Below are 24,167 nucleotides of genomic sequence, written 5' to 3' on the forward strand. Positions count from 1 at the left end.
TGTAAATAGCCTAGTGTCAATCCCGGATATTATGTGTTTGCAATTGAATATCCTAGGATAGCCAATAGAATGCCAAGAAAATAGCTGCTAGCCAAATAAAGAAAAAACTGAAAGTCTCTATGATTCCTTTTTAGCATAAAAAGTTCAAAATTAAATGTAGAAAATGTTGTGTATGCCCCCAAAAAGCCTGCACTTAAAAAAACACGAATGGAGTCTGTAATCCAATCACTTCCCATAAGAAGCCCAATTAAAAATGAACCTGTTGTGTTTACCATAAAGGTTCCCAATGGAAATAACAGAAACCTTGAGAAATACTGGTTTACAAAGTGCCTAACGATTGCACCGAAAAAGCCGCCTAAGCCCACAAGCCAAATTTGAACAACCATTCCCCTCACACTTCCCTTTTTTTGTAGGTAGAAAGAAAGAATCCGATGTATGCTAAGAAATACCCGCCAACCGAACTGACCACTATATAAGTAAATGCAATAATGATAAGTCCTTGATTTAAATAATGAACTACCTCTATGCTAAAAGTGGAAAAAGTCGTATAAGCTCCAATTAATCCTGTACCAATTCCGACGACAAACCATCCTGGTAATTCATACACTCTTGAAATCCCCTGAAGGAACCCTAACAAAAAACACCCGGTTAAATTTACAAATATAGTCCCAATAAATAGAAAAGAATCCAAACTTAAAAACCACTGGGAGATGGAAAATCTTAGTAAAGCACCGATGATTCCCCCTATACCTACGGATAAATACATGGTCATCCCACCTTTATGAATTATTTTATGCAGGACAACATAAAAAAGAATCAGGGCTCCCCTGATTCTTTCCCTATTCGGTCTTAATCGTTATCATTATTATACCATTCTTCTTCCCATTCATCCGATTCATGCTCGGAGCACCACCGATAATTTCTTTTGTAAAAGGTTTTCACATAGTTATTCAACATGACATGTCTTAGCTTTTCTTGTGCTGGCGTCAATCCCCCTGCCTCAGAGTATACTTTAATTAAATCACTATAATCATGATGAATTTTGTTATAAATTTGATCAAGTTTTTTTTGCTGTTCCGGGGTTAGCTTCACTTTTTTTGTACAATTCATCTCTGGATCATACATTTCATTTTCTGTTGGTTTATGGACTGCCCCCTTAGCTTGGGTGGCAGCTGATATGAACACGAAACTGCAAAAAAGGATACAGGAAATCACGAATACTTTTGCCATTTAGTGAACCTCTTTAACGTAAATTTTTTAATTTACTAGAAACTTAATCAGTCATCATGATCTTCATGGTCGTCATTGTCGTCGTCATCCCCGCTATGTCTTCCTGAGCCTTCCTTCTCTACCTCCAACACTTTACCGGTAGCTTTATCAATTTCCACTTCATACCTTCCATTTTTAGCTTGAATGATAATTTCATATTTTACCATTCCGTCGTCTTTTTCAACATGTGCGCTTACAATCTTCCCGTTTACCTTTTTCAGTGCAATTTGTTTTGCTTTTTCCATACTTATACCCTCAAGCGGCTTTACTCCTTGGGCGTTGACAGATAGCAGGTTAATTCCAAACAGGAAATTAAATGTTAAAAACAGTGCTCCTAATTTTTTCAATATTTTCACTCCTCATTTTTTTTTAGTATGTGGATTCAAAACCAAAATTATTCATAGTAATTCTAAATTATGAAAAAACATAATTTAGGGGCTGTTTTTGTTTTGAGTCTCCTCAAATGTTCCTTCCCTACTGGGAAAGGGGGCTTCTTGTAACTTTATTATTCTTTTAACGTTTACTACAAACGCAGTTAGAAATGCTTGTAAATAAATGTAAGCATTTTGCATATGGTTTTTCCCTTAGAATATTTCCTTTGTCCATGTTATTAGCCCGAGCTATTTATAGGAAGGGACATAGGATATTGAAAAAAGGAGGGGGCCAATGTTTAACTTTAGTTCTATCGATCTTAGTCATTTTTTGTTAGCAATGTCTGTTTTGTTAGGTTTGGCACATTTACTGGGCTATTTGGCTGAGAGGTTAATGGTGCCAAGGGTCATCGGCGAAGTCTCAGCAGGACTTGTTTTAGGGCCAACAATACTTGGGTACTTTTTTCCCCATGCCTTTACTTGGCTGTTTGCTGGTTTTCCACAGGAAGATCGAATGTTTGGACTTATGTACCAAATCGGTCTAACTTTACTCATGTTCTGTTCGGGGTTAAATATGCATACAAAATTAAAAAGAGGCGACGGGAAAATCGTAACGGTGATTGTGCTTGCATCTACTATTCTCCCGTTTGCCCTTGGGTGGCTTGCTACTTATTTACTTGATTTCAAACAATTTCTTGGTCCGGCTAATAGTAATTTTGCAATCAAAATCGTCATCGGGATTTCAGTTTCAGTAACCTCAATTCCGGTCATTTCAAAGATTTTTCATGACTTAGGAATTATGCATTCAAGGTTTGCAAAACTGGTAGTAGCAATTGCAGGAGTCCATGATACTTTCCTTTGGGGGGCTCTTGGAATAGCTACAGCGGTTGCCGAGCATGGCGGGCCTGTTACAGTTAGTGCAGTTTTTAAAAGTATCGGCATTACGACAGCGTTTGTTATCGTTACCATGTTTGCTCTCTATCTTTTATTTAAGAAATTAACGATTCGAAAAGGGAATTTCTTATTTAGAGCTTCACATATTGGGTATTTCTTATTTATCGTTTTCGTCGTTTCCGCCATTGCAGGTTATCTACATGTAGAAACCATTTTTGGGGCTCTGTTAGCTGGAATTGGAGCAAAATTAACTTTACCTTCAACGTTGTTTGAGCGTTTGAAACAGTCGGTTGTACACATTTCATTTTCTTGGTTTATTCCTGTATACTTTGCTGTCGTTGGTTTAAATTTAAATCTTGCAAAAAATTTCCAAACACTTTTTTTTCTCAAATATTTGATATTTGCTACTCTCACTCAATCCATTATTGTGTTTTTTGCCTGTAAGATTATTCGTCAAAATTTTTTAACAAGTATGAACTTTGCGATGGCAATGAACGCTAGAGGTGGCCCGGGAATTGTTTTGTCAACCGTTGCTTTTTCAGCAGGAATTATTAACCAGGATTTCTTTGGGATTCTTGTAATGCTATCCCTAATAACATCGTGGATGGCAGGTTCATGGCTTCGTTTTGTCTTAAATAAAGGCTGGATATTTATGCCGGGGGATGAAGGGCTGCTTCCAGAAAAATCCTATAACAAAAATGATATAATCGATTTACAAAAACAGATTCAAATTGACCATGAAACCCGAAAAAAACGTTTAAACAATACCCTTTCATAACGAGATTAAAATCTTAAATAAACATCCAGCATTACCCTTTTGATTTATAGGACCCCATCCATTTTTATGAAATTATTGAATTGGAACATGAAGAACTTTTATAAATATTTAAAAAAAATGGCTTAGAGAAAACTCAAAGCCATTTTTATGTGAATTATCTGTTCTCTTTTAAGGTACCCGCATAAACTTTATAATGTGTTTTGTTTGAACTTCACTCTTTATCTTTATAATTTGGCCACTGCATCTTAATAGATTCTCTGAATTGGCCCATATTAAAGTTTTTACCTGGACAACTTTTTGTGACCCCTTTTAATTCACGATGTCCCAGAATGTGAGTAGTTGATAAATTAAATTGGTGTAAAAGGAAAATGCATAGTTTACTCAATGATTTTAGCTGCTCTATTGATGGAGTATGAATATCAAAATTACCAGCTATACAAATACCTATTGATTTTTCATTATATGAATATGCGTGTGCTCCAACATGGTATCCTCTTCCTTTAATAATTTCACCATTTTCCTCAATAAAAAAATTGTACCCTATTCCACTCCATCGACGATGATCCTGATGAAACCTATGCGTCTTTTTAATATCCCAACCTATTTCTTCTGTATGGTGTACAATGATGTACATGACATCTTTTAAAGCAATAAGCGGTTCTTTAAACGATAAATTAATATCTTTAATCTTTACCGGTTCTACTTTCATGTAGGCTTCTCCTAATCACATAAGCTTAATCATGATCCCCGTCTTATCATCTGTACGAAGATAATTCCTTTTCTCATATTGTTCTAAGACATAAGAATATTCTTGTAAACCGATTGTATGTATCTGTTTAAGTGTTTCTTCAATTGAATAGTTTGGATGAAAAAGGCCATCTGTTATCATTAATAATGTTTTGATTTCACTGATATTTACTTGACCATGCTGAATAAAATTGAAAACTTCTTTTTTTCCATTAGCTACAGAGTAACCATATTCCTTATTAGCTAATGAACGATTAAAGATAAGCTGTTGAGTACGATCCTGATAATACTCCTCATCTGGAATTTTAATTCCTTGCTTTCTTTGTTCTTCACGCCATGCCTTCGCTCTATAACTTATATCTTTTACAGTATCCCTTGTTAAGGCATTTATGGTTCCGTTTTGATACTCAGCAATGATCATACAATCACCAAGCTGAGCATAAGAAATCTTTCCGTCTTTTTCAATCTTTATAATTGCAGCACATGTTGACCAAAGATTTTCATATTTTTCCTGATTCACCTTGTATTTTTCCATGCGTGCTCTCAACATTCTATTAGCAGCCATGACTCCTTCAACTAATGAAAGGTTACTTCGGTAGAGTCTAAAGAAATAATCTTTAAATATATTTGATGCTAAATATGCACCGTTCCTTCCGTTTTCATCTTTGAATGGCAATAATGGAGTTGCCCCATCAAAAACCCCATAGACATTTATCTTTTCATTTAATACGATTGAATCTTCACTTACACTTTTATGAGTGGCAGCACATAAAAAAGATTCAACTTTCATTGGTTGTCCACCTTCTTTTTTTTCAAAATTAACAGAAAATCGATTAATTAATTAAAGACATTATATGATTTAATGAGAAAATTTATTGTTAATAATTTTCTGTTTCTTTAAATAAGGTGCTGCCCCCTTCACAAACACACTTTGTTTGAAATCATTTTGGAAATCAACTACATACAATTAATATTATTAATTATAAAATAAAAAGGCAGTTGAAAGTTCGATTCAATTGAACTTTCAACTGCCTTTTATAACTATTGGACTTTTTCAGTGCTCTCGTTGAATACAGAAATCATCTTCTCCATGTGGCATAACCTTTTTTAGAATTCCACTTACATCGGGTACACTTTATATAAATGCTGAATTTCTCTTAAAATTTCATTTTAGGTTTATCCATGCAAATCCTAGATTAGCTTTAGTCCACTTACAAAGATCAATACAGCAACAACCGTACGCAGCGGTCTTGTTGGAACCTTAGCAGAAATGCTGCTACCGATTAATACGCCTGGAATGGAGCCAATGAGTAAATTACCAACTAGCATATAGTTAACATTTCCATAACCAATATGTAGCAATCCTGCAACGGTTACCAAAAGAAACGCATGAGTAATATCAGTGCCAACCATTTCTGATGTCTTCATTTGATACAGATAAATCATTGCCACAGCGAATAATGAACCTGAGCCTAAAGAAGTTAATCCGACAATAAACCCAAAAAGGCAGCCAATTAAAATGGTGAGCATTTTCTTTTCTTTCAAAGGTTTTAATTGCCAACGATTCGGTCTTAATTTTTTCTCCACAAAGGTTCTGATAATGATAGCCAGTGAAACAACTATCAGGATGTATCCGAGGGAATGCCTAATAATCTGTTCTTGATTATGGTAATAAGCTTCAAAATAATGAAGGGAACCAATCGCTACCACCGCACTAGGAATACTTCCTATCGCTAATAACTTAACCATCTGTAAATTGACTGTTTTTTGTCTCCAATGTTGAAAAAGTCCGAAGAATTTCGTAATTGAGTTATATACAAGGTCTGTACCTACAGCAATTGAAGGATTTACCCCTATTAGAATTAATACGGGGGTTAGCAGTGCTGCTCCTCCTACACCAGTTAACCCTACCAAAAAACCTACAAGTAAACCCATCAATGTAATCCCTATACTCATATGCTCACGCCCCAACAATTCCAAGTATTTATATAGGGATTATATACATTTATATGAATCCTGTAAATAACAAAATATTTATTAGATTCTGAGAGTTTTCTACCCGGTTATTTCAAAAGCATATTTATTTCAAAAAATGATCCCTCCATCATTGTTGAAAAGAGATTCGGCGTTGGCTGTACCCTTAATTTTGGCAACTCTATCGGTTAGATCATCGTTTTAGTACCATTAGTAACAATCATCATGTTTCGATATTTATAGGGATAAATTTCTTAGAAATAAAAAAAGTCACATCCGTTTATTGGAGGTGAGTTTTAGGGTATCTTTTAGCGATTTTATTTTGTCCTATGTAATAGCCCACACAATTTTACTAGTTATGGCTGCTGCGTTCCCGCCCTGACCAGTCCACCGTCTGAGGATGAAGGAAGAGACTAACCAGACTAGCTGCTTCAACGCCTGTCAGTAGGCTAAAGAAGTAAGTGAAATCAATTCTACTGACTACACTCGTAGAAGTATAAGTGCCAATATATTTAGGTTGAAAAAAAGCATTACAATTAACAGTTTTGTAAAAATTACAGAAGAAATTAATTATCGTTAGTGGACAAACAATGAGTTTGATAATTAACCTCCCCATAAGAAATAACTCCTTATTTAGTTTTAGTTTTTAAAGGAAGCCACTTTTATGAAATATCCCTTTTTAATAATTTTCTTCTCCTCCATAAAAAATAAATCAATATTGAAAGGACCAATAAGCTCGTAATTAAATAAATACTATATGTCGATATATATAGTTCCACACTAGTCCAATTTTCCCCTAATATTCTTCCTAGTGTGATAAAAGTAATACTCCATATTAATGCACCCGTAAAAGCGTAAACCGCAAATTTTCTAAAGGGGAAGAGATTGACAGCAGCTATATATGCTGTAAGATGACGAACCCCAGGAATAAAATAACCAAGTAATAAAAGATAAGGTCCGAATTTCCTGAATAATTTCTTTGTTCTATTAATTTTTTGCTCAGTAATGTGAATTTTTGGTCCAAACTTTTCTAATAAAGGCAATCCAAATTTGTAACCGATGAGGTAACTAAGCGAAATCCCCCCCATGGCCCCTACAAAGGCACTTACTATTGGCATTATGTATGATAATTTTCCCTGAAACACATTGTAACCAATATATGTAAGAAGAACCTCATCGGGTATAGGAAGTCCAACAATACCACCGATTAAGGCGAAGGTTATTCCGAAGTACCCATAATGTTCTAGAAGGTACGCAATATGATTCTGCATTTTCTCATTCCACCTTAAGATAATTCTAAAAATCACTTATACTTTTTTATTATCAGAAGTATTTTAATAAATAAAAAAGAAGGTACTTTCTTTCCACTCTAACAGTTTGCTCAAATAAACTGCCGCTTAATGCAGCTGGTCTTCAACTCTTGTACTCGTTACTTTAAGTACAATTCTTTAAAATCTGTTTCGTTCATTAAATCAAAAATAGACGATGCTTTATATTAAAGCATCGCACCTGTTAGTTATACTAGTCCCTTTTTAAACCAATATACAAATTTTTTAACAATATATAAAAATTGGATGTGACTTTTAGGATATATTTTAGCGTTTTTGTATCGTCCTATGTAATAGCCCACACAATTTCACTAGTTATGGCTGCTGCGTTCCCGCCCTGACCAGTTTCCTAGCGTCCTTGTTGGACTATGACTCCGCAGGTAGGACTCGAACCTACGACCGATCGGTTAACAGCCGATAGCTCTACCACTGAGCTACTGCGGAAAATTTCTAACTTCCTATTTACTTGATCATCGGATGATGAATCTAATTCAAAATATTTTTGTTGCTTAGTGGAAATGACGGGAGTTGAACCCGTGTGCAAAGATATTGGCACTTATACTTCTACGAGTGTAGTCAGTAGAATTGATTTCACTTACTTCGTTAGCCTACTGACAGGCATTGAAGCAGTTAGTCTGGTTAGTCTCTTCCTTCATCCTCAGACGGTGGAATTCGGCGTAGTCCACTTATCATAAGTCCCTTACCCTACCACATGGACGATGGAGGGAGGAACCGCTATCGTCTGTTATTAGGCAGCGAAAGCGAAGTTGTTGTTTTGTTTGCCAGTTATAAGGCTTTATCGTTTTTACGAGGACGATTCCCTCGACTCGCCATATAAGCTCAAACTATCCCTGTCGATACCTAGACATCCCCATTATATAATGGCAGAGAAGAAGGGATTTGAACCCTCGCGCCGGTTACCCGACCTACACCCTTAGCAGGGGCGCCTCTTCAGCCACTTGAGTACTTCTCTGTAATAAAAGCTTACCGTCAGTTCCGTTAAGAACTTACAAGAGAAATATATCATGTCTGCTAAATGGATGATAGCTGTAAATTTTGGTAGTTCAAAAGTACTAGTTACATCATTAGAACTTTTGGTTAACATATATTAGAATATTTGTTTTAAAAAAATAAGGCCTCTCTTATGATTGGATGAGGCCGCAAGTTCATACGGTTTAAAATTCTTCGTATTCTGCAGTATCTTGGTTGTTTATTCTGCCATCAGGGCGAGTTAATCCTGAAATGATACTCATTTCTATTTCATCTAAGGAGAAATCAAAAATAGATATATTTTCAAGCTGCCTTGCAGGAGATGATGATTTAGGAATGGCAATGGCCCCAAGTTGATAGTGCCAACGTAAAATAATTTGTGAAATAGACTTGTTATGATGATCGGCAATCTGTTGAAGGGTATCATTTTGGAAAACTTCATTTGCTCGAGCTATTGGGCTCCAGGATTCCGTTGTAATGTTATTTTCTTCATGCCATTTTCTTTGTGGTGCTTGATTGAATAATGGGTGTAATTCGATTTGGTTAATGCTAGGTTTCACACCTGTTTCTTTTTCTAAACGCTCTATATGTTCAGGTAAGAAATTACAGACACCGATCGAACGAATAAGCCCCCATTTTTTAGCATCAATTAATGCTTCCCAAGCTTCCAAATATATATCCTGTTTAGGATTTGGCCAATGAATGAGATATAAATCATAATAATCTAGATTTGCTCGAAATAACGATTCTTGAATGGTCGCAACCGCCCTGCCATAGGTTTGATAGCGACCGGGCAGTTTCGATGTAATCTTTAATTTTACTCTTGGAACAGAACTGCGTCTAATAGCCTCCCCAACCGTGCCTTCATTTTCATAATTATAAGCAGCATCTATTAGTCTATATCCCATATCAATTGCACTTAAGATCGAATGAACACCATCATTCCCTCTTAGCTTATATGTACCCAAACCGATTACTGGCAAAGTAAGCCCATCATTAAGTGTAATTTCTGGAATTGATTTATCCATCATTAATCACTCCATTCCATAATTATCAAGTTTATCATAATTTTGGTAACATTTCATGGAAAGACTTCTTCTCCAATGGTTTTCATTACCCTAAGTATCGATGGTATAGTGCCTTTGCTTCGGAAATATCCTTGGTTCCGTGGACTAACACCCTTCCGTCTTTAAAAATGACTAATCGGTGCGGATCCGCTGTATATGATAATAGATACGGATTTCTCTGTACTGTTCCCCCTTGATTTGCCAATAATTTTTCTAACGCTACTAAGTCACGCAAGGCGGGAAGCGCAGGACGTATCTGAACAGAATCTCTTCCACAGAGGACAGCTGTCTTGGTTTGATTTTCAAAAGCTAAATAGGGGAAGGAACGTTCTTTCCCACAGGTTGGACAATCTTCTTTTTTCAATTTATCTACCTTGATCGTACTATGTTGATTTTTCCACAAGTCAAAAGACACGAGTTTGCTCCGAAGAGAATCCAGATCGCCAACCAAAATTTTCAAGGCTTCACTTATTTGATACGCAACGACCATGTTTACAGCTGGACTAATAATTCCAGCTGTGTCACAGGTTAATCCGCCTAGCGGAACGGTTTCAAGTAAGCAAGCAAGGCAAGGTGTTTTTTCTGGAATAATCGTGTAGGATATGCCGTAGCTTCCCACGCATGCCCCGTAAATCCAAGGGATGCCCACCTTTTGTGCTACATCATTCATGATCATTCTTGTTTCGAAATTATCGGTTGCATCAATCATCAGATCCACATTTTGAGCCCAGTCAAGAAGCTCGGTGACGGAGGCATCACCAATGATTGCCTCAATCAGCACCGAAGAGTTAATCGCTGTTAAGCGGTTTTTGGCTGCGATGACTTTGGGAATTCGGTTTTTGGCATCTTCTTCAGCATAGAGCTGCTGTCGCTGTAAATTCGACCATTCGACATAATCCCGATCCACAATGGTTAGTTTCCCTACTCCAGCACGGACAAGGGCTTCGGCACTTCCTGAACCGAGTGCTCCCATTCCGATGATAAGTACATGTTTCATGGAAATTAGCTGCTGTCCGTCTTTCCCAATCGGTGAAAATAGTTCTTGTCGTGAGTAGCGATTCACCCGATACTCATTCCTTCCTTGGGACTGCTGGCTGTCGCATATCTCTTTTTCTCGATTCGGCCGGCTTCAAAGCCTAATCGTCCCGCTTCGATCGCTAAACTCATGGCTCGAGCCATTTTGACCGGATCGTTTGCTGCTGAAACAGCCGTATTTAATAACACCCCATCAGCACCTAATTCCATCGCCAATGCTGCATCAGCTGGGGAGCCAATACCAGCATCCACAATCACAGGTACGACCGCTTGCTCGATAATAAAGCCTAGATTAACAGGATTGATGATCCCTTGACCGGATCCAATGGGCGAGGCCCCAGGCATGACCGCATGACAGCCCACTTCTTGGAGCTTTCGAGCTAAAACCACGTCATCGGATGTATAGGGGAGGACAATAAATCCTTCCTTCACTAATTCTTCCGTTGCTTTAAGGGTTTCAATCGGGTCAGGAAGCAAGGTGCGATCACAGCCAATCACTTCCACTTTAATCATATCGCATAGTCCTGAAGCTTTCGCTAGTTTTGCGATCCGGACCGCCTCTGCGGCTGTTTTTGCTCCAGCAGTATTAGGCAGAAGCTTATATTTTTGAGTGTCGAGCTGTTCTAAAAAATTCGGCTGGCTTGGTTCAAAAATATTCATTCGTCTCACCGCAAACGTGAGGATTTCTGCTTTCGACACTTCCACTGCTGCCTTTTGGATTTCAAAGCTTGGATACTTTCCCGTACCTAGTAACAAACGAGATTGAAAGGATAAAGAACCTATTTTTAACATGTCAACCGCCTCCTACAAAATGGACTATTTCGATTCGATCTTTATCTGATATTCTCGTACTTTGGTGCTCTAACCTGGTTAATATTTCACCGTTCACTTCCACAACAACGACCTTATCTTGGATGTCATGATGTTTGAGAACATCTGAAACAGATACGATATGGTCGGGTAATTGGATCCACTCGCCATTAACTACTACCTTCATGGTATACCTCCTAACTAACCGTTTCTTTGTGCCGTTCTAGGTGAAAAGCAGAGAGTAGTTCCTGATCTAGTAAGCTACCTGACACTAGGTCCGCAACTAGTTCCCCTGTAATCGGGCTTAATAAAATTCCATTTCGAAAATGGCCTGCTGCCACGAACAACCCACGCCAGCTTGGATGCTCGCCCATATAAGGGATTCCATCGCCTGTCTGCGGTCTGACTCCAGCCCATACTCGCTCCCATGCTGCCTCCTTAATCTGTGGAACTAATTGAGTCGCTCTTTCTATCAATGTAGCAATCCCTTCAGGAGTTACCTTGGTATCAAAGGTATTTTCAATCACAGTCGCACCTATATAAATTTCCCCATTTTGTTTGGGTACTAAATAACAACGTTTGTCGGAAAAAATGGTCGAGTTAATGATCGGCCTTTCTGTTCTAATCGAAAAGCATTCTCCTTTAACCGGATACACAGGAATATCGATTCCTGATTCTTGCATTAATTTCGCCGCCCAAGCTCCAGTGGCAACAACCACCTGTTCACAATGGATGACGCCGTTGCTGGTGTTTACCCCTTTAACTTGACCGTTTTCATAGACAAAAGAAAGAACCTCCGTCTCTTCACATATTTTGGCACCAAAATGTTCCGCGGATTTAGCAAAGGCTTTTGTTAACTTCGCTGGTTGCACATGCCCATCACGGGGAAGATACATCCCTCCAGCTACACTTGGTGAAAGAGATGGTTCCAGCACACGTACTTCTGTTGCATCGAGCCAGGTAATGGTTGGATCCCATTTTTTTTGAAAGGAGACCTGTTTTTTTACCTCGAGTGCTATTTCTTCGGTTTCGGCAATTTTCACCATGCCTTTATTCACATACTCAATATCAATTCCTGTATATTCAAATAACTCACTTGCGAGCGTTGAAAACATCGCTTGACTTTTTAAAGCCAGCTGGAATAAGGGACCGTCTTGTTCCAGCTCTGCTTGTGCTGCCAGCATTCCGGCAGCCGCACTGGACGCTTGGCAAGCCACTCGTCCCTTCTCAATCACGACGACTTTTCTTCCCCTTTTTGCAAGCTGATAGGCAATCGAGGACCCGATAATTCCGCCACCGATAATGGCCACATCAAATGAATTTTCCACTTTGTTCATCTCCATTTAATACATTTAGGTAAGCCTTAACTGCTGCTAGTGGATCGGGAGCATCTAAAACTCCTGACATAACTGCGATTCCTTTTGATCCTGCTTGAAGTACCTGCCCCGTATTTTCAGGTGTGATCCCGCCGATGGCTATTACCGGGATGTCTAATTGGGTGAGCCTTGCTAATTCCCTTAGTCCTTTTGGGGTCTTACCCGGTTTTGATTGCGAAGGAAAGACATGGCCAAATAGCACGTAATCAGCACCATTCTCTTTTGCTTGTTGTCCTTCCTCGTAGGAGTGGATGGAGTTCCCGAGCAAAAACTGAGGAAAGTTTTCTTTCACAAGCGCAGTATCTAAACTATGGAAGGCTAATTGAACTCCTCTAGCCCTTGTAACGCAGGCAACATCGACTCGGTCATTAATGATAATCTTTGATAGTGGGATGTTTTCATTTGTTAACCGTTGGACGGCCTGGAAAAGTTCCTTGGCTGTTTTTTGTTTTTCCCGCAAATGAATCGCGGTTATATATGGATGAATTTCGCTTACAATTTCACATAACTGTTCAATTGGCATTTTCCCATTGGAGATAATATGTATCTCTTTATCTTTTATACTAGTTGAAATACCCGTTCCCCCCTTTTAAGCAGATTCCGAAGATCGAAGGCCTAAAGTGAAAAACAAAAAACCACTTTCTTTAAGTAAGAAAGTGGTCGAAAATTCGAAATAGAAACATACGTTCTTCAAATATCCCGTTTTCCACTTCCCTACGCTGGTATTACCCAGATCAGGTTCATAGAGTCCCGAAGTCGTACTTCAATCTCAGCCCTTTAAAAAGGCACCTCTAGCGGATTTGCGTCATTTATGTAATTTTCATGTAATGATTTCCCTGCAAGAATAATGTTAACACTTCGGGTAGAAATGTCAAATGTTTTTCTTATTTATGGTAGAATAAACCCTATAGATGTTAACTAAATTACAATTATAGTTTACTTTTAAAATCTAAATGGAGTAAACAAACAGGGGGAGAATAATGTATAAGCTACGAGGACATCATCTTTTTTGCCTTCTAGGGTATCGGGGAATGGGCTATTCCCAAGAATACGTGGAAAATATGACGCTTTTGCATCAAACCTTGAGAAACAACCCAAAAACGTTGATTCTGCTTGTAAAGGGACCAGATCAGTTGTGTGAAAAGTTCCCTAATTCAGGTGAATACCATTGCCAAGACGACCAGATCGATGAAAGAGATGCCGTTATTTTAGACAAAATGAACCTTAAAATCGGACAAATTCTTAGATGGGAGGAAATAGAGTCCCGCATCCTAAAACATGTCATCCCCGCCGATATTCAAGTTGTCTGTGAAACTTGTTCTTGGCGTTCTTACGGGGTTTGCGAGGAAGGTATTCGAGAGATTCATGATAGGAAGGGCTTAAGAAAAATTCAATAAGCTTCATCTATTCAATGCCCACATGCCCACAGGGACGGTTCTTTTGGCCTTTTTTAATCTCTTTCCTTGTCCCAGAAAGCCAGTAGAACTGTCCCCATGGTCCTCCATGGTCCCTGTCCTTACACGCCCCGCTTATTTCCCCAAAGAAGCGCATGTAATTGTGGTAATACTTTTACATCATTCAATTGAGTGTCAGCGACCACACAATTGACTAACCACTCATATTTCAACAGTAGTTTTTGAAGCAATTCATTATTATTGAAATTCGTAATATCATCGTTCCCAACCTGGAGATAAAAAGGAATATCCGCATAGCGGCTATGAACCTTTTTCGCATACTCAAGATCGGTTTCATCAAAGATAACTACTTTTAGACTTACTTTATGTTTAAAATCATTGTCGTTTAAATTTTGAAAAATAGAATCTAATATTTCAAAATTGGTTACCATGTTGGAGCTCGGCGGCTTAGGTGAAATGGTCAGTTCATTGACGTTTAAGAACCAGTCCTGCCATATGCTTCCTTGTGTTTCAATACCAATTTTGATGTCTTTTTCTTTTAATAAATCAATAAACACATCTAAGTTTTTCAACAGCGCCGGATTTCCCCCTGAGATCGTCACAAACGAGAAATTGTCCCCACCGACTCTTTTCAATTCATCCCAAATTTCTTCAGCGGTCATTTGCTGAATATCCTCCTTGGCACTGCCATCCCATGTAAATGCAGAATCACACCAGCTGCATGAATAATCACAGCCGGCCGTCCGAACAAACATCGTTTTTTGACCAATGACCATGCCCTCTCCTTGGATGGTAGGGCCAAAAATTTCTAATACAGGAATCTTACTCATTCCTCCATCCACTCCCTTCTCGCTTCTGCGTAGCTTGTTGGAGTTTCAAACAGACGGACAAATTCCACTCTTGCTCCATGATATTGGTCCCTACGATCTTCTTTTGCTAAGGCTTCTTTCATTTTCTCATATATCCAGACAACCATGTTTTCGGCTGTTGTATTCATCGATGGAAGGGTTTCGTTTAGGTATTGATGATCAAGATAGATTTCGATTTCATTTTTCCAAATGTCTTTAATATCGCCAAAGTCGATCATTAAGCCGCGTTCATCAACAAAACCACTTAATCCAAAAATAACTCTGTACGTATGGCCGTGCAAATTCTTGCATTTCCCTTCATAGCAATGCAAGTGGTGTGAAGCATCAAAGGTAAATTCCTTGCTCACTAGTACACGCTTTGAATGATATTTTAATTGATGAGGTTGAATGTCCTCATTTATCTTCTGAAGTTTATCAACGATTCTAAAACCCATCGTTTAAAACCTCCCATTAAGAAAGTCATCGAGCCCTCTTTTTCTTAAGACGCAAGCTGGACACTCTCCACATCCATCCGAAATCACACCATTATAGCAAGTTAATGTTTTTTCACGAACAAATTCAAACGCACCTAATTCATCTGCCATGGCCCATGTTTCTGCTTTGTTTAACCACATTAATGGCGTATGAATGACAAAATTATCATCCATCGATAGATTTAAAGTGACATTCAGTGATTTGATAAAAATATCACGACAATCTGGGTATCCGCTGAAATCTGTTTCGCAAACACCAGTGACTAAATGCTTGGCACCGATCTGACGTGCTAAAACCCCTGCGAAGGTTAGGAATAACAGATTACGGCCTGGCACAAATGTCGACGGAAGTTCCCCTTCGCCGCCATCAGTCACCTCAATATCTGAACGTGTTAACGCATTAGGGGCTAGTTGATTTAATAACGACATATCTAAAATATGATGTTTCACGCCAAGTTCATTGGCTATATTTTTGGCACATTCAATTTCTAAACTATGCCGTTGATTGTAATCAAACGTAACTACTTCTACTTCTTTAAATTGCTTTAATGCCCAAAATAAACAAGTGGTGCTGTCTTGTCCACCACTAAACACAACAATTGCCTTTTCATTTTTCAACATGTATATCAAATACTTCCTTTCAAATAGAAAAAAACAGCACCCCAAGATAGAAGTGCTGCTTCATCTTAGTTTTTTTAATGTGGGGGGCTAGAACCACTTTCGCAAAATGCGAACTATATAATTTTAAATGACTAAATGATTATAAACCATTTTTTCAATTTTTTCACCTATTTGTCGACATTTTTAGAGTCAATGACTTGAAGTATTTACGAAGTCACCAGCATAATTCTTCCTGCCAGCAGCGTGGTAGTCACCAATCAGTGGAGTTCCTCTTGGTGAGAAAGGGTTCAATGGTTACTTCTTTTGTAACTTCCGGTGCTTCTTGCTCATTTTTTGCGTTAATAATTAAATCTAGTGCCACCGTTCCAAGTTTTTCGTAATCATGGTTTATGGAAGTAAGGCTCGGCGTCAAGATATCTGCGACAAACGAATCATCATAGCCTACAAAGGCAAATTTCTTGGGGTCGATATTTTGATGATTGCACGCAACTAAAGCTCCGGAGGCAATCATATCATTTATACAAATAATGGCCGTAGGCATTGCCTTGTTTCCCAGTAGCTTGTTCATCGCCTTTTGACCGCTTCCTACTGAAAAACCGCTGTATATATGCCATTCAGGATGATAAACCAGACCATTTTCCATCAGGAGCTGCCTGAATCCTTCTACTTTTATATCGGTAGAAGTGATCCCCTGCTTTCCTCCCAGCAAGCCAATTTTTTTGTGCCCCATTTCGATTAAATGCTCGACAATCATCTTCATACCCAACAGCTCATCGGATTTCACTTTATAACAATCGACACCGGCCATCTCTCCGTTGATCATCAAAATAGGGATCTTTTTCATAACCTCCTGCACCTCAGAGGCCTCTTCCGCATCCGTTAACGATTTGTTAATCCGGCCGCCCATCATGATGATCCCTTCGACCTGGCGTTCCGAGAGAACCTTTAGGTAAACGGACTCCATCCCGCTATCGTTCATAGAATTACATAAGAATATCGTATATCCCTTTTTTTGAGCGTATTTCTCCAATTCCATGCAGAAGCTTGAAAAGAATGGATTCGTGATGTCTGGCAAAATCAGCCCAATCATCTTTGTTTCTTTTTTTGATAAACTTCTAGCAATACTGTTTGGCTGAAAATTATATTCCTGTATTTTCGCCAGCACCTTCTCTTTTGTTTTTTGGCTGACTGGATAATTGCCATTTAGGACCCGCGATACAGTTGCCGGAGATACATTTGTGGCTTCGGCAATATCATAGATGGTAAACGTTTTTTTGTCCAACTGAAGCCCCCCTTCTTAGAGATATAAACCCTAAATATATTAATCAGTTTTATCTTAAGTATCTTTCTTCCAATTGTAATCTATTTTAATAGAAAAATGGTAGTCGATAGGGTGAACGTGAAGGCGGGGGGAAAAACGGCAATAAAAGTCATAGTTGTGGACTACAGCATCCTCAACTATGACTAATTATATTATCTAAATTTAACCGTATAGGTTTCAGTCCGGAGCCCATCCTCCGATTCTACAGTGATCACAGCAGCGTCCTCTTCTTCAGATACCTGATAAGAGGCAAATAGGTCGTTGGTTACTGCTGTAACAACAGGAGATATCGATGCTTTTTCCATCACATCATAAGTAAATTGGTCAGGTTGGAAGTCCTTTAACGGCTTCCCATCGATTAAGATGCTCTCAAGCGTTGCATTATCGCCAATGCTTGGTTCAGCCTTCGTGACATCTCCTTTTCCAAATACCTCAATTTCCGAAATCGCAATGCATGTATTTGGCATCGCTTTCATCACCACTCGGACCTTCGATGTGATCACTGGCGCAAAATTCACCGTTAAGTCCTTTTTCGCATTCACAGCTAATTGGGTACCGTCGATGGCCTTCCATTCGGTACCATCCCAGTACTCAAGCTGTAGGGATGCTGGTGGTCTCGTTCCACCCCCATCATCATAGAAATGGAAATCGAGTTTAGAAACCGTATCTTCACTCCCAAAATCAATTGCTACCCAATCTTCTGACCTCCAGCTGTTTGGATCCCAATTCGTCCAGCGAATGGAAGAGATATCACCATCATTAACATTTGCGGCTTTATCATACTGTCCTGTAAAGGAAGCAATTGCCTTTGGAAACTCTTGTCCAGAGCCGGGAAGGTTTAAGGCAATGTTCTGCAATGCCGGTTTGGTGACTTGCACATTGGCAGTTACTTTAACCGGACTATACGGAATCGAGCCTTTTACGGTAAATTTGGCAAGCGTTTCATACTTGCTTGGGTCTATCGTTTCCCAATTCACATGTACGTTTCCTTCTGTACCGATTTCAAGTTTAGCAGGAACAAAATCAGGCAGTTCCGGCGCTTTACCTGGTACAGTTTTCACTTTAATTGGTTCGACACTTTCCACTTTGCTGACGGTAACATTGGCAACTGCCGGCATGTTCGTTCCTTCTACCTTGCCCTTCACGGTAAAAATGGTTTCCCTGTCATATTGATCAGGGTCAACCGGCTCCCATTGGACCGCTTTTTGCACTTTTTTCCCGTCACCGTAAATAGCAGTTATCTCCTGTGGCAGTTCCGGAGCGATTTTTTTCTTCGTTACAACGACATTGGCAGGCTCAATTTCTACAATTCCGGACTTGTCGATTTTCCAACTCTGATTCTTTCCAGCATTCGCTGACCAGACGTCCACACCAGCATCTTCTTTTGTTGACGCGCCGCCAACTTCCAGCAGCTGACCGTTTGCTGCGTTAATGAACGTGTATTGCTGATTGCCTGAGGTGGATAACATCCACTTTTGGCTGACAGTGTTTTGATAGGTTTGTTCCACAGCGGACCCATTTTCTACACCAATTACTTTGCCACTGTTGGTGTCGACGATTTTATATAATTCCTTGGAGCTATATCCATTGGTCACTTTTTGAAGGCTCCATTGCTGGCTCGCTTTATCGCGGTCATAGGATTTTTGGACTATCTTTCCATCCTGAGTGATATCCAGGACCTTTCCACTATTTAGATTGCTAATTTTGTATTTATCATGATTATTTAAGAAACCGTCGTCCTTGTTGACTCCAGAAACACCGGATACGACGAATGTTGTAATCGATTGTGCCGGAACCACCGCTGCTAATTTTTCATCCTTTACCTTGATGTCTTCCTTTTTCTGCAAATTATCGGTGGCCGATGTTACATATGGCGTTGCCGATGCTGTACCATTTATCGTTTCAAATCCAGATAAGTCAAAGTCGACTACTTTTTGTTCCGCAGATGAATTGGTATAAACGACGACAACGGAGTCATCTTTCGTATCAATGGCGGCCAAAGTATTTTGGTTGTTTGTGTTGATAAACTGGTCGCCAGGGCGGATAAATTTACTGTAGTTGCCCACTGCGTAGTATTTTTTATTTTTGTATATTTTAAAATTGCTGAAATCCTTTGCGGCAAAATCAACCTGAATCAGACCCCAGTTGCCATTTTCATGCTCAGGCCTCATGTTTACCTCATCTTCCACTGCTTGCCAAAGCACCCATGCTTCTGGCTCGAGCTGCTGGATATCCGCCTGGATTCTTTCCGATATAGCAAGCCCTGGCTTGATGTCCTCATGATTCTGGCCGCCGACACTTAGGTCAACCTCCGACATCCATAGTTTTTTCCCCGCACCCTTGGCAATATCTCTGGCACCATTTCTTTCTCCCGTTCCGTACGTATGTACATTCAACTGCCCAATATTATTTCGGGTTTCCGTATTGTAGGCATCCCAATTGGATCGAAATTTTGATGGATTGGTTTCGTCCATTGCCGAGACAACGGTATTCAAACCTTTTTCGGTTAATTGTGTTTTCACCTCATTAATCATTTTCGCTTGTGATGCCGGTGCCCAGTGTGATCCTTCCTGTCTGCCCTTGGCTCCCCAATAGTTAGTATTGGGTTCATTTACCGGTGAAAGCGTTTTAAATTGAATGCCTGTTTCTTGCTGTAAATGGTCCACAACTCCTGTTAAGTAGCTGGCAAAATTCGTGTATTGATCAGGCTTCAGGTTATCCTTATTTGAATCCCAGTTTCCAGATACGTATCCACTTTGAGTCATAAAGTATGGTGCCGAGTTCGAAAAGGCCTCAAACGTATCTGCTCCTCTAGACTTAGCTGCCGTCAGCCACCAGCGTTGATTGGCATCAGCGTTCCAATTCCAATGGTCAGGATTTTTTGGGTCCCACCAATTTGTCTGCTCTGTCCAGCCTTCTGTGTTTCCATTTGGCGGACCAAATTCAGCAGGCCGATTCCAATAACCTGGGACTGCTCCGCCAAGACGCATGTATGGAGTGGTTTCTGGTGAATCACCACCGCCTATATTATAACGAGCAATATTAAAATTAAGTCCATCCTTGCCATAAAGGGCATCAGCTACTTGGTTTTTGATTTCATCGGGCCAGCCGCCCGTAATATTGGCAAACCATACAAGGGCCGTTCCCCAACCATCAAATGGTGACTGTTGGTAGCTTGGATCTAATTTCACCGTTTCTGTTACTGTGCTCGATGGATTTACTTCAGCGGCAGATCCCTTAGGTGCGGCAGATGCGAGCAGACTAAAAGTAAGGGCAGCGGCCGAGCCGCATGTTAAAACCTTTTTAGCCATTTGTTTAAAATTATCTTTTGCCATGTTTGTATCCCCCTTTTACTATTTTCCTAGATTAAGACAGTTACGTTTATGATCACCTCCCAAATGGTTATTGGTATAGAAACCGGTTTCTATAATAGCGAAAAAAAATATATCAAGTAGTTTTGTATGAATAAATTTTAAATAAGGATACGTGCTGTTATTTTTTTACATAGAAACCGGTTTCTATATAAAAAGATATCTGTTAATTCTGAATACTTATCTTGAGTATTAATATAAAATTTACCCTGGATGCTGTCAATACGAAAGGAAAATTTCGGTTCATTGTTCCTATATAAAATAGGACTTAGGGACTCCAAAGACATTTGCTTAATATAAGAAAAAGAAACAGAAGAACTCTCCTCTGCTCCTTAAACATTTATTTTTCTTTCTCCAATCTCCTTAAGGCCAGCACGGATGAGCAGGAAGACAACTACCCATGAAGCAAGCATTAGAAAAATCTGTCCGAAGGGGAACATTCCTGTTATAGGGGTGTCCCATAATGCATGCATCAAAACCACTAAGATAAAGACCCGTAAAAACCTAAAGCGGAATAGCATGTTAAATTTAAATGGCTCGTCCCCTTGTACTCTGCAGAATGCTGCACCAGTCAGAGCAGCCCATGCAATATGTCCGCCAGGAGCAAAGATCCCTCGCCATAGGATCGTGTTGTAGAGAGTTGCACCATCTCCAGAAAGCAGTGCCCTTAGAGCATACCCAGCTGTTTCAAACGCTGCAAAACCCGCTCCGACTGCTGCACCGATGAGAAGGCCGTTTAAAATATATCTGTATTTTCGGTATCGAACAAACGTAATCACCGTTATTGCTTTGGCGAGCTCCTCTGCAATTCCAATCGTAATCGGATTAATAATGTTTTTCAGAATATCGAAAAACACGAGTGCGACTAACATGGAGAGAATCCCACCGATCATCACGACGTATATCACTCGATAAAAGGCAATATTTTGCGGAGCATTCATCTCCCAGAAGAAGATTAACGTTGTAAACGGAACAGCAAAAGCACCAACAATAATGAGTCCGGGTATAAAGTTCACATTTCTAAAATAGCTCACACCAATGTAAAATCCTGCGAAGGCAAGAAGTGAAATGATGAATACCCTTGCAAAAAGCCATGGTTTTGGCCAGGTGTCCTTCACTTCCGAAATTTTTGGTGTAGTAAGCGCAGTTCCTACGATAAACAGCCGGTCCGCTTCCAGTTCGCTATGATTATGGAAAACACGCGAAAATATGTTTTGAAATTTTGGTTCAATCGATCGTTGGAATCTTGGGACCATATCTACGTAATGGGCAAACTCATAAAAAAAGCTATTTTCATTCTCTTGTGTGTTATTTTTAATAAACTTTTCTCCGCAGCTTAAGCAGAATTTCACACCATCTGGATTGGTATAAACGCATTGCGGGCATTTCAAAAAACTTCACCCCTCTTGGTTAGCAAAAACATCCTCAAATAGAGGATGCCCAATAATAGGTAAATTATTTGAATACACGTTCTATCCAAAAAAATCCGCTGACCTGCCAAGGCAAGTCACCGGTTACCTGTGCAGTTAGAGAATATCCTTTTTCAACGAGCTTTTAATCAGCTTCATTTCTCCTTTTTTAGGGATGAATTCACTGATGTTTTCATACTTTTCTTCCCTTTTTAAATGGTTTTGGTCCTGGGCCATATATTCCTTAAAGGAGCAGCAAAAGAGTTTACGGGCAACTCTGCCTTTATCACCAATGAGGTTGAACCAATTTTGCCCAACATAAAATGGATTCGTTACTTTTTTATCAATGAGCTCATTAATACGATCCTTTTCTTCCCCTGGATTAAATTTTGTTTTAGAAGAAAGGGCCAAGATAAAATAGTTTTTATACTTATCAAATTCTAGTAATTGAAGATGGTACTTCTGCCGCTCTATTTGATTGAAATCCCTCAGAACTATTTTGATACTTTTTTCAACATCAATTTCAAATTTACTTGCATCTTTCCAAGTCGATAAACGGGAATCAAAAATGGACAGTGTTAGTATATAATAGGCTTCAAAATGTTTGGGATCAAATACTTCATTTCCAACTTGCCTTTCATCTTCCGGTACAACAATATAGTTTTTATAATCAGCAAAGAAATTTTCAATCATATCGTATACCCTCTTTCATATCTTGATAAAATTAATGAATAATTCGAAATTATATAATATATTCCTTTATTAAAATCAAAAATCCTGCTAATTCTTCCAAAATTCCTCACCTTTCAGGATTTTTAATTATATAGTCCCATAATAGAATGAATAATTTGTCGTGTATTCGAAAATGCAGCTCCTCTGATATCGGAATTTGCTTAAGATTTTCGTCATAAAAAAATGGCTCAGTAAAGTGAATACTAAGCCATTTTTTATTGTATTGTTTTAAAGCCTATACATTATGTATGGAGCTCTCATTCTCAGTTAGATTAGTTACACTACAAACTAGGCTAACACCTTACATATTTGCGTTTAAAACCAAGTTTCCCTCGATCTATTTCCTTTTGAATATTTTCGGAAGCAAGCAAAATACTGCTTTTTTTCTTGTCCCGCTTGATTTCTACTGGGCCGACTGCCTTTGCAGTTTCAACCGCCTTATCATGGAGCGGCAAATAGGAAATTCCTACTGTGTAGATAAAATTATTCATAGCGGATTTTGTTCGTTCAGGAAAATCGTGAATCATATTTTCCACCTGATCAAGCATACTGGCAATCTTGCTGGCGCTAAATTCACTATCCGGTCGATTACCCAAAAGCCAGCAGTAACAGCTCCAGCCTGCCGACATTCTAAGTTCTTCACCACTTGCGATCCATTTATCGGCAATATCTTGCGCAATATCAGTTTCAGCCAACGTTACAGCAACCACATAATCGGAAAGCATATAAAAATACGCCCCATCCATCCAACGCTCAAAATCTGACTCAGTCATTACTATTGGGTCCGCAATGATGCCGGCAAAATACATGGCATCATAGTTCCCGGTGGCGTAAAGCTGATCGGCTAAAGGCTGATTTTTCTTGATTTTCTTTGCAAGAGGCTTCATTGCACCTGTAGCCACCCCAAAAACCGGCTCATGTGCACCATTGCTTATGTAAGTCTTTTTCATTCGTTCCTTGCCAAGCGCTTCCAGTTCCTGCATAACCATTTCGAAATCCATCGTTTTGCACTTCCTTCCTTTTCATCCATCAAAATGAACAATCCTACTTTTTATCCTTTTGATCATGGCATTCAACTACACCCATTTTTATAAATTTTACTATGAATTAAGTGAAGTGAATAGAGTAAGGCTACTACTATGTGTTTTTTTAGATTAAAAAGGAATTCGTATACTTTGCAAAAAATACCTTAAAATAATTTTGGAATAACGAACGAAACAAAACTTGAGAGTAATAGGAGGGAATTTCTTTTGGGGATTTTCGGGAAAACAAAGAGAAACACCTTATCCGCTGCGGAAGTTTCTGCTCTTTGGCATC

25 protein-coding genes, 2 tRNA genes, 2 other RNA genes and 1 riboswitch are annotated in these 24,167 nt (G+C 39.1%); of the genes, 3 read left to right on the forward strand and 26 right to left on the reverse strand.

Going from position 1 to position 24,167, the window contains the following annotated elements:
- Positions 1-29 precede the first annotated feature (29 nt).
- The 4 genes from ACSU6B_RS03605 to ACSU6B_RS03620 all read right to left on the reverse strand — a co-directional run bounded on the left by ACSU6B_RS03605 (position 30) and on the right by ACSU6B_RS03620 (position 1,616).
- Positions 30-386, reverse strand: coding sequence for a fluoride efflux transporter FluC (locus tag ACSU6B_RS03605; RefSeq protein ID WP_410882831.1), 357 nt, complete (start codon positions 384-386; stop codon positions 30-32).
- 5 nt (positions 387-391) lie between these two features.
- On the reverse strand, positions 392-766 hold the full coding sequence (gene crcB / locus ACSU6B_RS03610) for a fluoride efflux transporter CrcB (RefSeq protein WP_215006988.1): 375 nt from the start codon (positions 764-766) through the stop codon (positions 392-394).
- 83 nt (positions 767-849) lie between these two features.
- Positions 850-1,230 (reverse strand): DUF2680 domain-containing protein, encoded by a 381-nt coding sequence (locus tag ACSU6B_RS03615; protein WP_410882833.1) that lies wholly within the window; start codon positions 1,228-1,230, stop codon positions 850-852.
- Between the two features lie 47 nt (positions 1,231-1,277).
- Positions 1,278-1,616, reverse strand: a complete 339-nt coding sequence (locus ACSU6B_RS03620) for a PepSY domain-containing protein (protein ID WP_410882835.1) — start codon at positions 1,614-1,616, stop codon at positions 1,278-1,280.
- A gap of 319 nt (positions 1,617-1,935) precedes the next feature.
- On the opposite strand from ACSU6B_RS03620, the gene ACSU6B_RS03625 reads away from it, so the two are divergent.
- Positions 1,936-3,312 carry a cation:proton antiporter gene (locus ACSU6B_RS03625; protein WP_410882837.1) on the forward strand — a complete coding sequence of 459 codons (1,377 nt, stop codon included), beginning with the start codon at positions 1,936-1,938 and terminating at the stop codon, positions 3,310-3,312.
- A 211-nt stretch (positions 3,313-3,523) separates the two neighbouring features.
- On the opposite strand, the gene ACSU6B_RS03630 is transcribed toward ACSU6B_RS03625, so the two are convergent.
- The 3 genes from ACSU6B_RS03630 to ACSU6B_RS03640 form a co-directional block, all read right to left on the reverse strand.
- Positions 3,524-4,021, reverse strand: coding sequence for a peptidoglycan recognition protein family protein (locus ACSU6B_RS03630; RefSeq protein ID WP_410882839.1), 498 nt, complete (start codon positions 4,019-4,021; stop codon positions 3,524-3,526).
- Between the two features lie 15 nt (positions 4,022-4,036).
- Entirely contained in the window at positions 4,037-4,849 is an 813-nt protein-coding gene (locus ACSU6B_RS03635) for a protein phosphatase 2C domain-containing protein (protein WP_410882841.1), read from the reverse strand.
- A gap of 401 nt (positions 4,850-5,250) precedes the next feature.
- A complete protein-coding gene (locus ACSU6B_RS03640) occupies positions 5,251-6,015 on the reverse strand; it encodes a sulfite exporter TauE/SafE family protein (RefSeq protein ID WP_410882843.1) in 765 nt (254 codons plus the stop codon).
- Between the two features lie 126 nt (positions 6,016-6,141).
- On the opposite strand from ACSU6B_RS03640, the gene ACSU6B_RS03645 reads away from it, so the two are divergent.
- Positions 6,142-6,225: a DUF5808 domain-containing protein gene (locus tag ACSU6B_RS03645; RefSeq protein ID WP_410883306.1), complete on the forward strand. Its 84-nt coding sequence runs from the start codon at positions 6,142-6,144 to the stop codon at positions 6,223-6,225.
- Positions 6,226-6,695: 470 nt separating this feature from the next.
- On the opposite strand, the gene ACSU6B_RS03650 is transcribed toward ACSU6B_RS03645, so the two are convergent.
- The 11 genes from ACSU6B_RS03650 to ACSU6B_RS03700 all read right to left on the reverse strand — a co-directional run bounded on the left by ACSU6B_RS03650 (position 6,696) and on the right by ACSU6B_RS03700 (position 13,213).
- Positions 6,696-7,304, reverse strand: a complete 609-nt coding sequence (locus ACSU6B_RS03650; RefSeq protein WP_410882844.1) for a DedA family protein — start codon at positions 7,302-7,304, stop codon at positions 6,696-6,698.
- 344 nt (positions 7,305-7,648) lie between these two features.
- Positions 7,649-7,734: signal recognition particle sRNA small type (gene ffs, locus ACSU6B_RS03655), an RNA gene on the reverse strand.
- Positions 7,734-7,805 (reverse strand) — tRNA-Asn (locus ACSU6B_RS03660). Before ACSU6B_RS03660 ends, ffs begins: the two co-directional genes overlap by 1 nt.
- A gap of 66 nt (positions 7,806-7,871) precedes the next feature.
- Positions 7,872-8,234: a transfer-messenger RNA gene (ssrA, locus tag ACSU6B_RS03665) on the reverse strand.
- A 9-nt stretch (positions 8,235-8,243) separates the two neighbouring features.
- Positions 8,244-8,334, reverse strand: a tRNA-Ser gene (locus tag ACSU6B_RS03670).
- Between the two features lie 202 nt (positions 8,335-8,536).
- The gene (locus tag ACSU6B_RS03675; protein WP_410883308.1) at positions 8,537-9,379 is read right to left on the reverse strand and encodes an aldo/keto reductase; all 843 of its coding nucleotides are present in this window, start codon (positions 9,377-9,379) and stop codon (positions 8,537-8,539) included.
- An 85-nt stretch (positions 9,380-9,464) separates the two neighbouring features.
- Positions 9,465-10,481 carry a thiazole biosynthesis adenylyltransferase ThiF gene (locus ACSU6B_RS03680; protein ID WP_410882845.1) on the reverse strand — a complete coding sequence of 339 codons (1,017 nt, stop codon included), beginning with the start codon at positions 10,479-10,481 and terminating at the stop codon, positions 9,465-9,467.
- A complete protein-coding gene (locus tag ACSU6B_RS03685) occupies positions 10,478-11,245 on the reverse strand; it encodes a thiazole synthase (RefSeq protein ID WP_410882847.1) in 768 nt (255 codons plus the stop codon). Before ACSU6B_RS03685 ends, ACSU6B_RS03680 begins: the two co-directional genes overlap by 4 nt.
- 1 nt (position 11,246) lies before the next feature.
- Positions 11,247-11,450, reverse strand: a complete 204-nt coding sequence (gene thiS, locus ACSU6B_RS03690) for a sulfur carrier protein ThiS (protein WP_168243388.1) — start codon at positions 11,448-11,450, stop codon at positions 11,247-11,249.
- A 10-nt stretch (positions 11,451-11,460) separates the two neighbouring features.
- Positions 11,461-12,591, reverse strand: a complete 1,131-nt coding sequence (thiO, locus tag ACSU6B_RS03695) for a glycine oxidase ThiO (protein ID WP_410882849.1) — start codon at positions 12,589-12,591, stop codon at positions 11,461-11,463.
- Positions 12,575-13,213 (reverse strand): thiamine phosphate synthase, encoded by a 639-nt coding sequence (locus tag ACSU6B_RS03700; protein ID WP_410883310.1) that lies wholly within the window; start codon positions 13,211-13,213, stop codon positions 12,575-12,577. The genes thiO and ACSU6B_RS03700 overlap by 17 nt, the downstream gene beginning before the upstream one ends.
- A 120-nt stretch (positions 13,214-13,333) precedes the next feature.
- Positions 13,334-13,442: riboswitch (TPP riboswitch) on the reverse strand.
- Between the two features lie 177 nt (positions 13,443-13,619).
- Here ACSU6B_RS03700 and ACSU6B_RS03705 point away from each other — a divergent pair.
- Positions 13,620-14,036 carry a DUF1284 domain-containing protein gene (locus ACSU6B_RS03705; RefSeq protein WP_215007023.1) on the forward strand — a complete coding sequence of 139 codons (417 nt, stop codon included), beginning with the start codon at positions 13,620-13,622 and terminating at the stop codon, positions 14,034-14,036.
- Between the two features lie 119 nt (positions 14,037-14,155).
- On the opposite strand, the gene queE is transcribed toward ACSU6B_RS03705, so the two are convergent.
- The 8 genes from queE to ACSU6B_RS03745 form a co-directional block, all read right to left on the reverse strand.
- Positions 14,156-14,884, reverse strand: a complete 729-nt coding sequence (queE, locus tag ACSU6B_RS03710) for a 7-carboxy-7-deazaguanine synthase QueE (RefSeq protein ID WP_410882852.1) — start codon at positions 14,882-14,884, stop codon at positions 14,156-14,158.
- On the reverse strand, positions 14,881-15,357 hold the full coding sequence (gene queD, locus ACSU6B_RS03715) for a 6-carboxytetrahydropterin synthase QueD (RefSeq protein WP_410882854.1): 477 nt from the start codon (positions 15,355-15,357) through the stop codon (positions 14,881-14,883). The genes queE and queD overlap by 4 nt, the downstream gene beginning before the upstream one ends.
- A gap of 3 nt (positions 15,358-15,360) precedes the next feature.
- A complete protein-coding gene (gene queC, locus ACSU6B_RS03720) occupies positions 15,361-16,014 on the reverse strand; it encodes a 7-cyano-7-deazaguanine synthase QueC (protein WP_410883312.1) in 654 nt (217 codons plus the stop codon).
- A 253-nt stretch (positions 16,015-16,267) separates the two neighbouring features.
- Positions 16,268-17,299, reverse strand: a complete 1,032-nt coding sequence (locus ACSU6B_RS03725) for a LacI family DNA-binding transcriptional regulator (RefSeq protein ID WP_410882856.1) — start codon at positions 17,297-17,299, stop codon at positions 16,268-16,270.
- A gap of 191 nt (positions 17,300-17,490) precedes the next feature.
- Positions 17,491-20,673 (reverse strand): glycoside hydrolase, encoded by a 3,183-nt coding sequence (locus tag ACSU6B_RS03730; RefSeq protein ID WP_410882858.1) that lies wholly within the window; start codon positions 20,671-20,673, stop codon positions 17,491-17,493.
- Positions 20,674-21,041: 368 nt separating this feature from the next.
- Complete coding sequence (locus ACSU6B_RS03735; RefSeq protein ID WP_215006518.1) at positions 21,042-22,100, reverse strand: PrsW family intramembrane metalloprotease; 1,059 nt, start codon at positions 22,098-22,100, stop codon at positions 21,042-21,044.
- Positions 22,101-22,235: 135 nt separating this feature from the next.
- Positions 22,236-22,811, reverse strand: a complete 576-nt coding sequence (locus ACSU6B_RS03740; protein ID WP_410882860.1) for a hypothetical protein — start codon at positions 22,809-22,811, stop codon at positions 22,236-22,238.
- Positions 22,812-23,143: 332 nt separating this feature from the next.
- Entirely contained in the window at positions 23,144-23,851 is a 708-nt protein-coding gene (locus ACSU6B_RS03745; RefSeq protein WP_410882862.1) for a DNA alkylation repair protein, read from the reverse strand.
- Positions 23,852-24,167 lie beyond the last annotated feature (316 nt).

Source organism: Neobacillus sp. C211, from assembly GCF_051842875.1.
GTDB lineage: Bacteria > Bacillota > Bacilli > Bacillales > Cytobacillaceae > Neobacillus.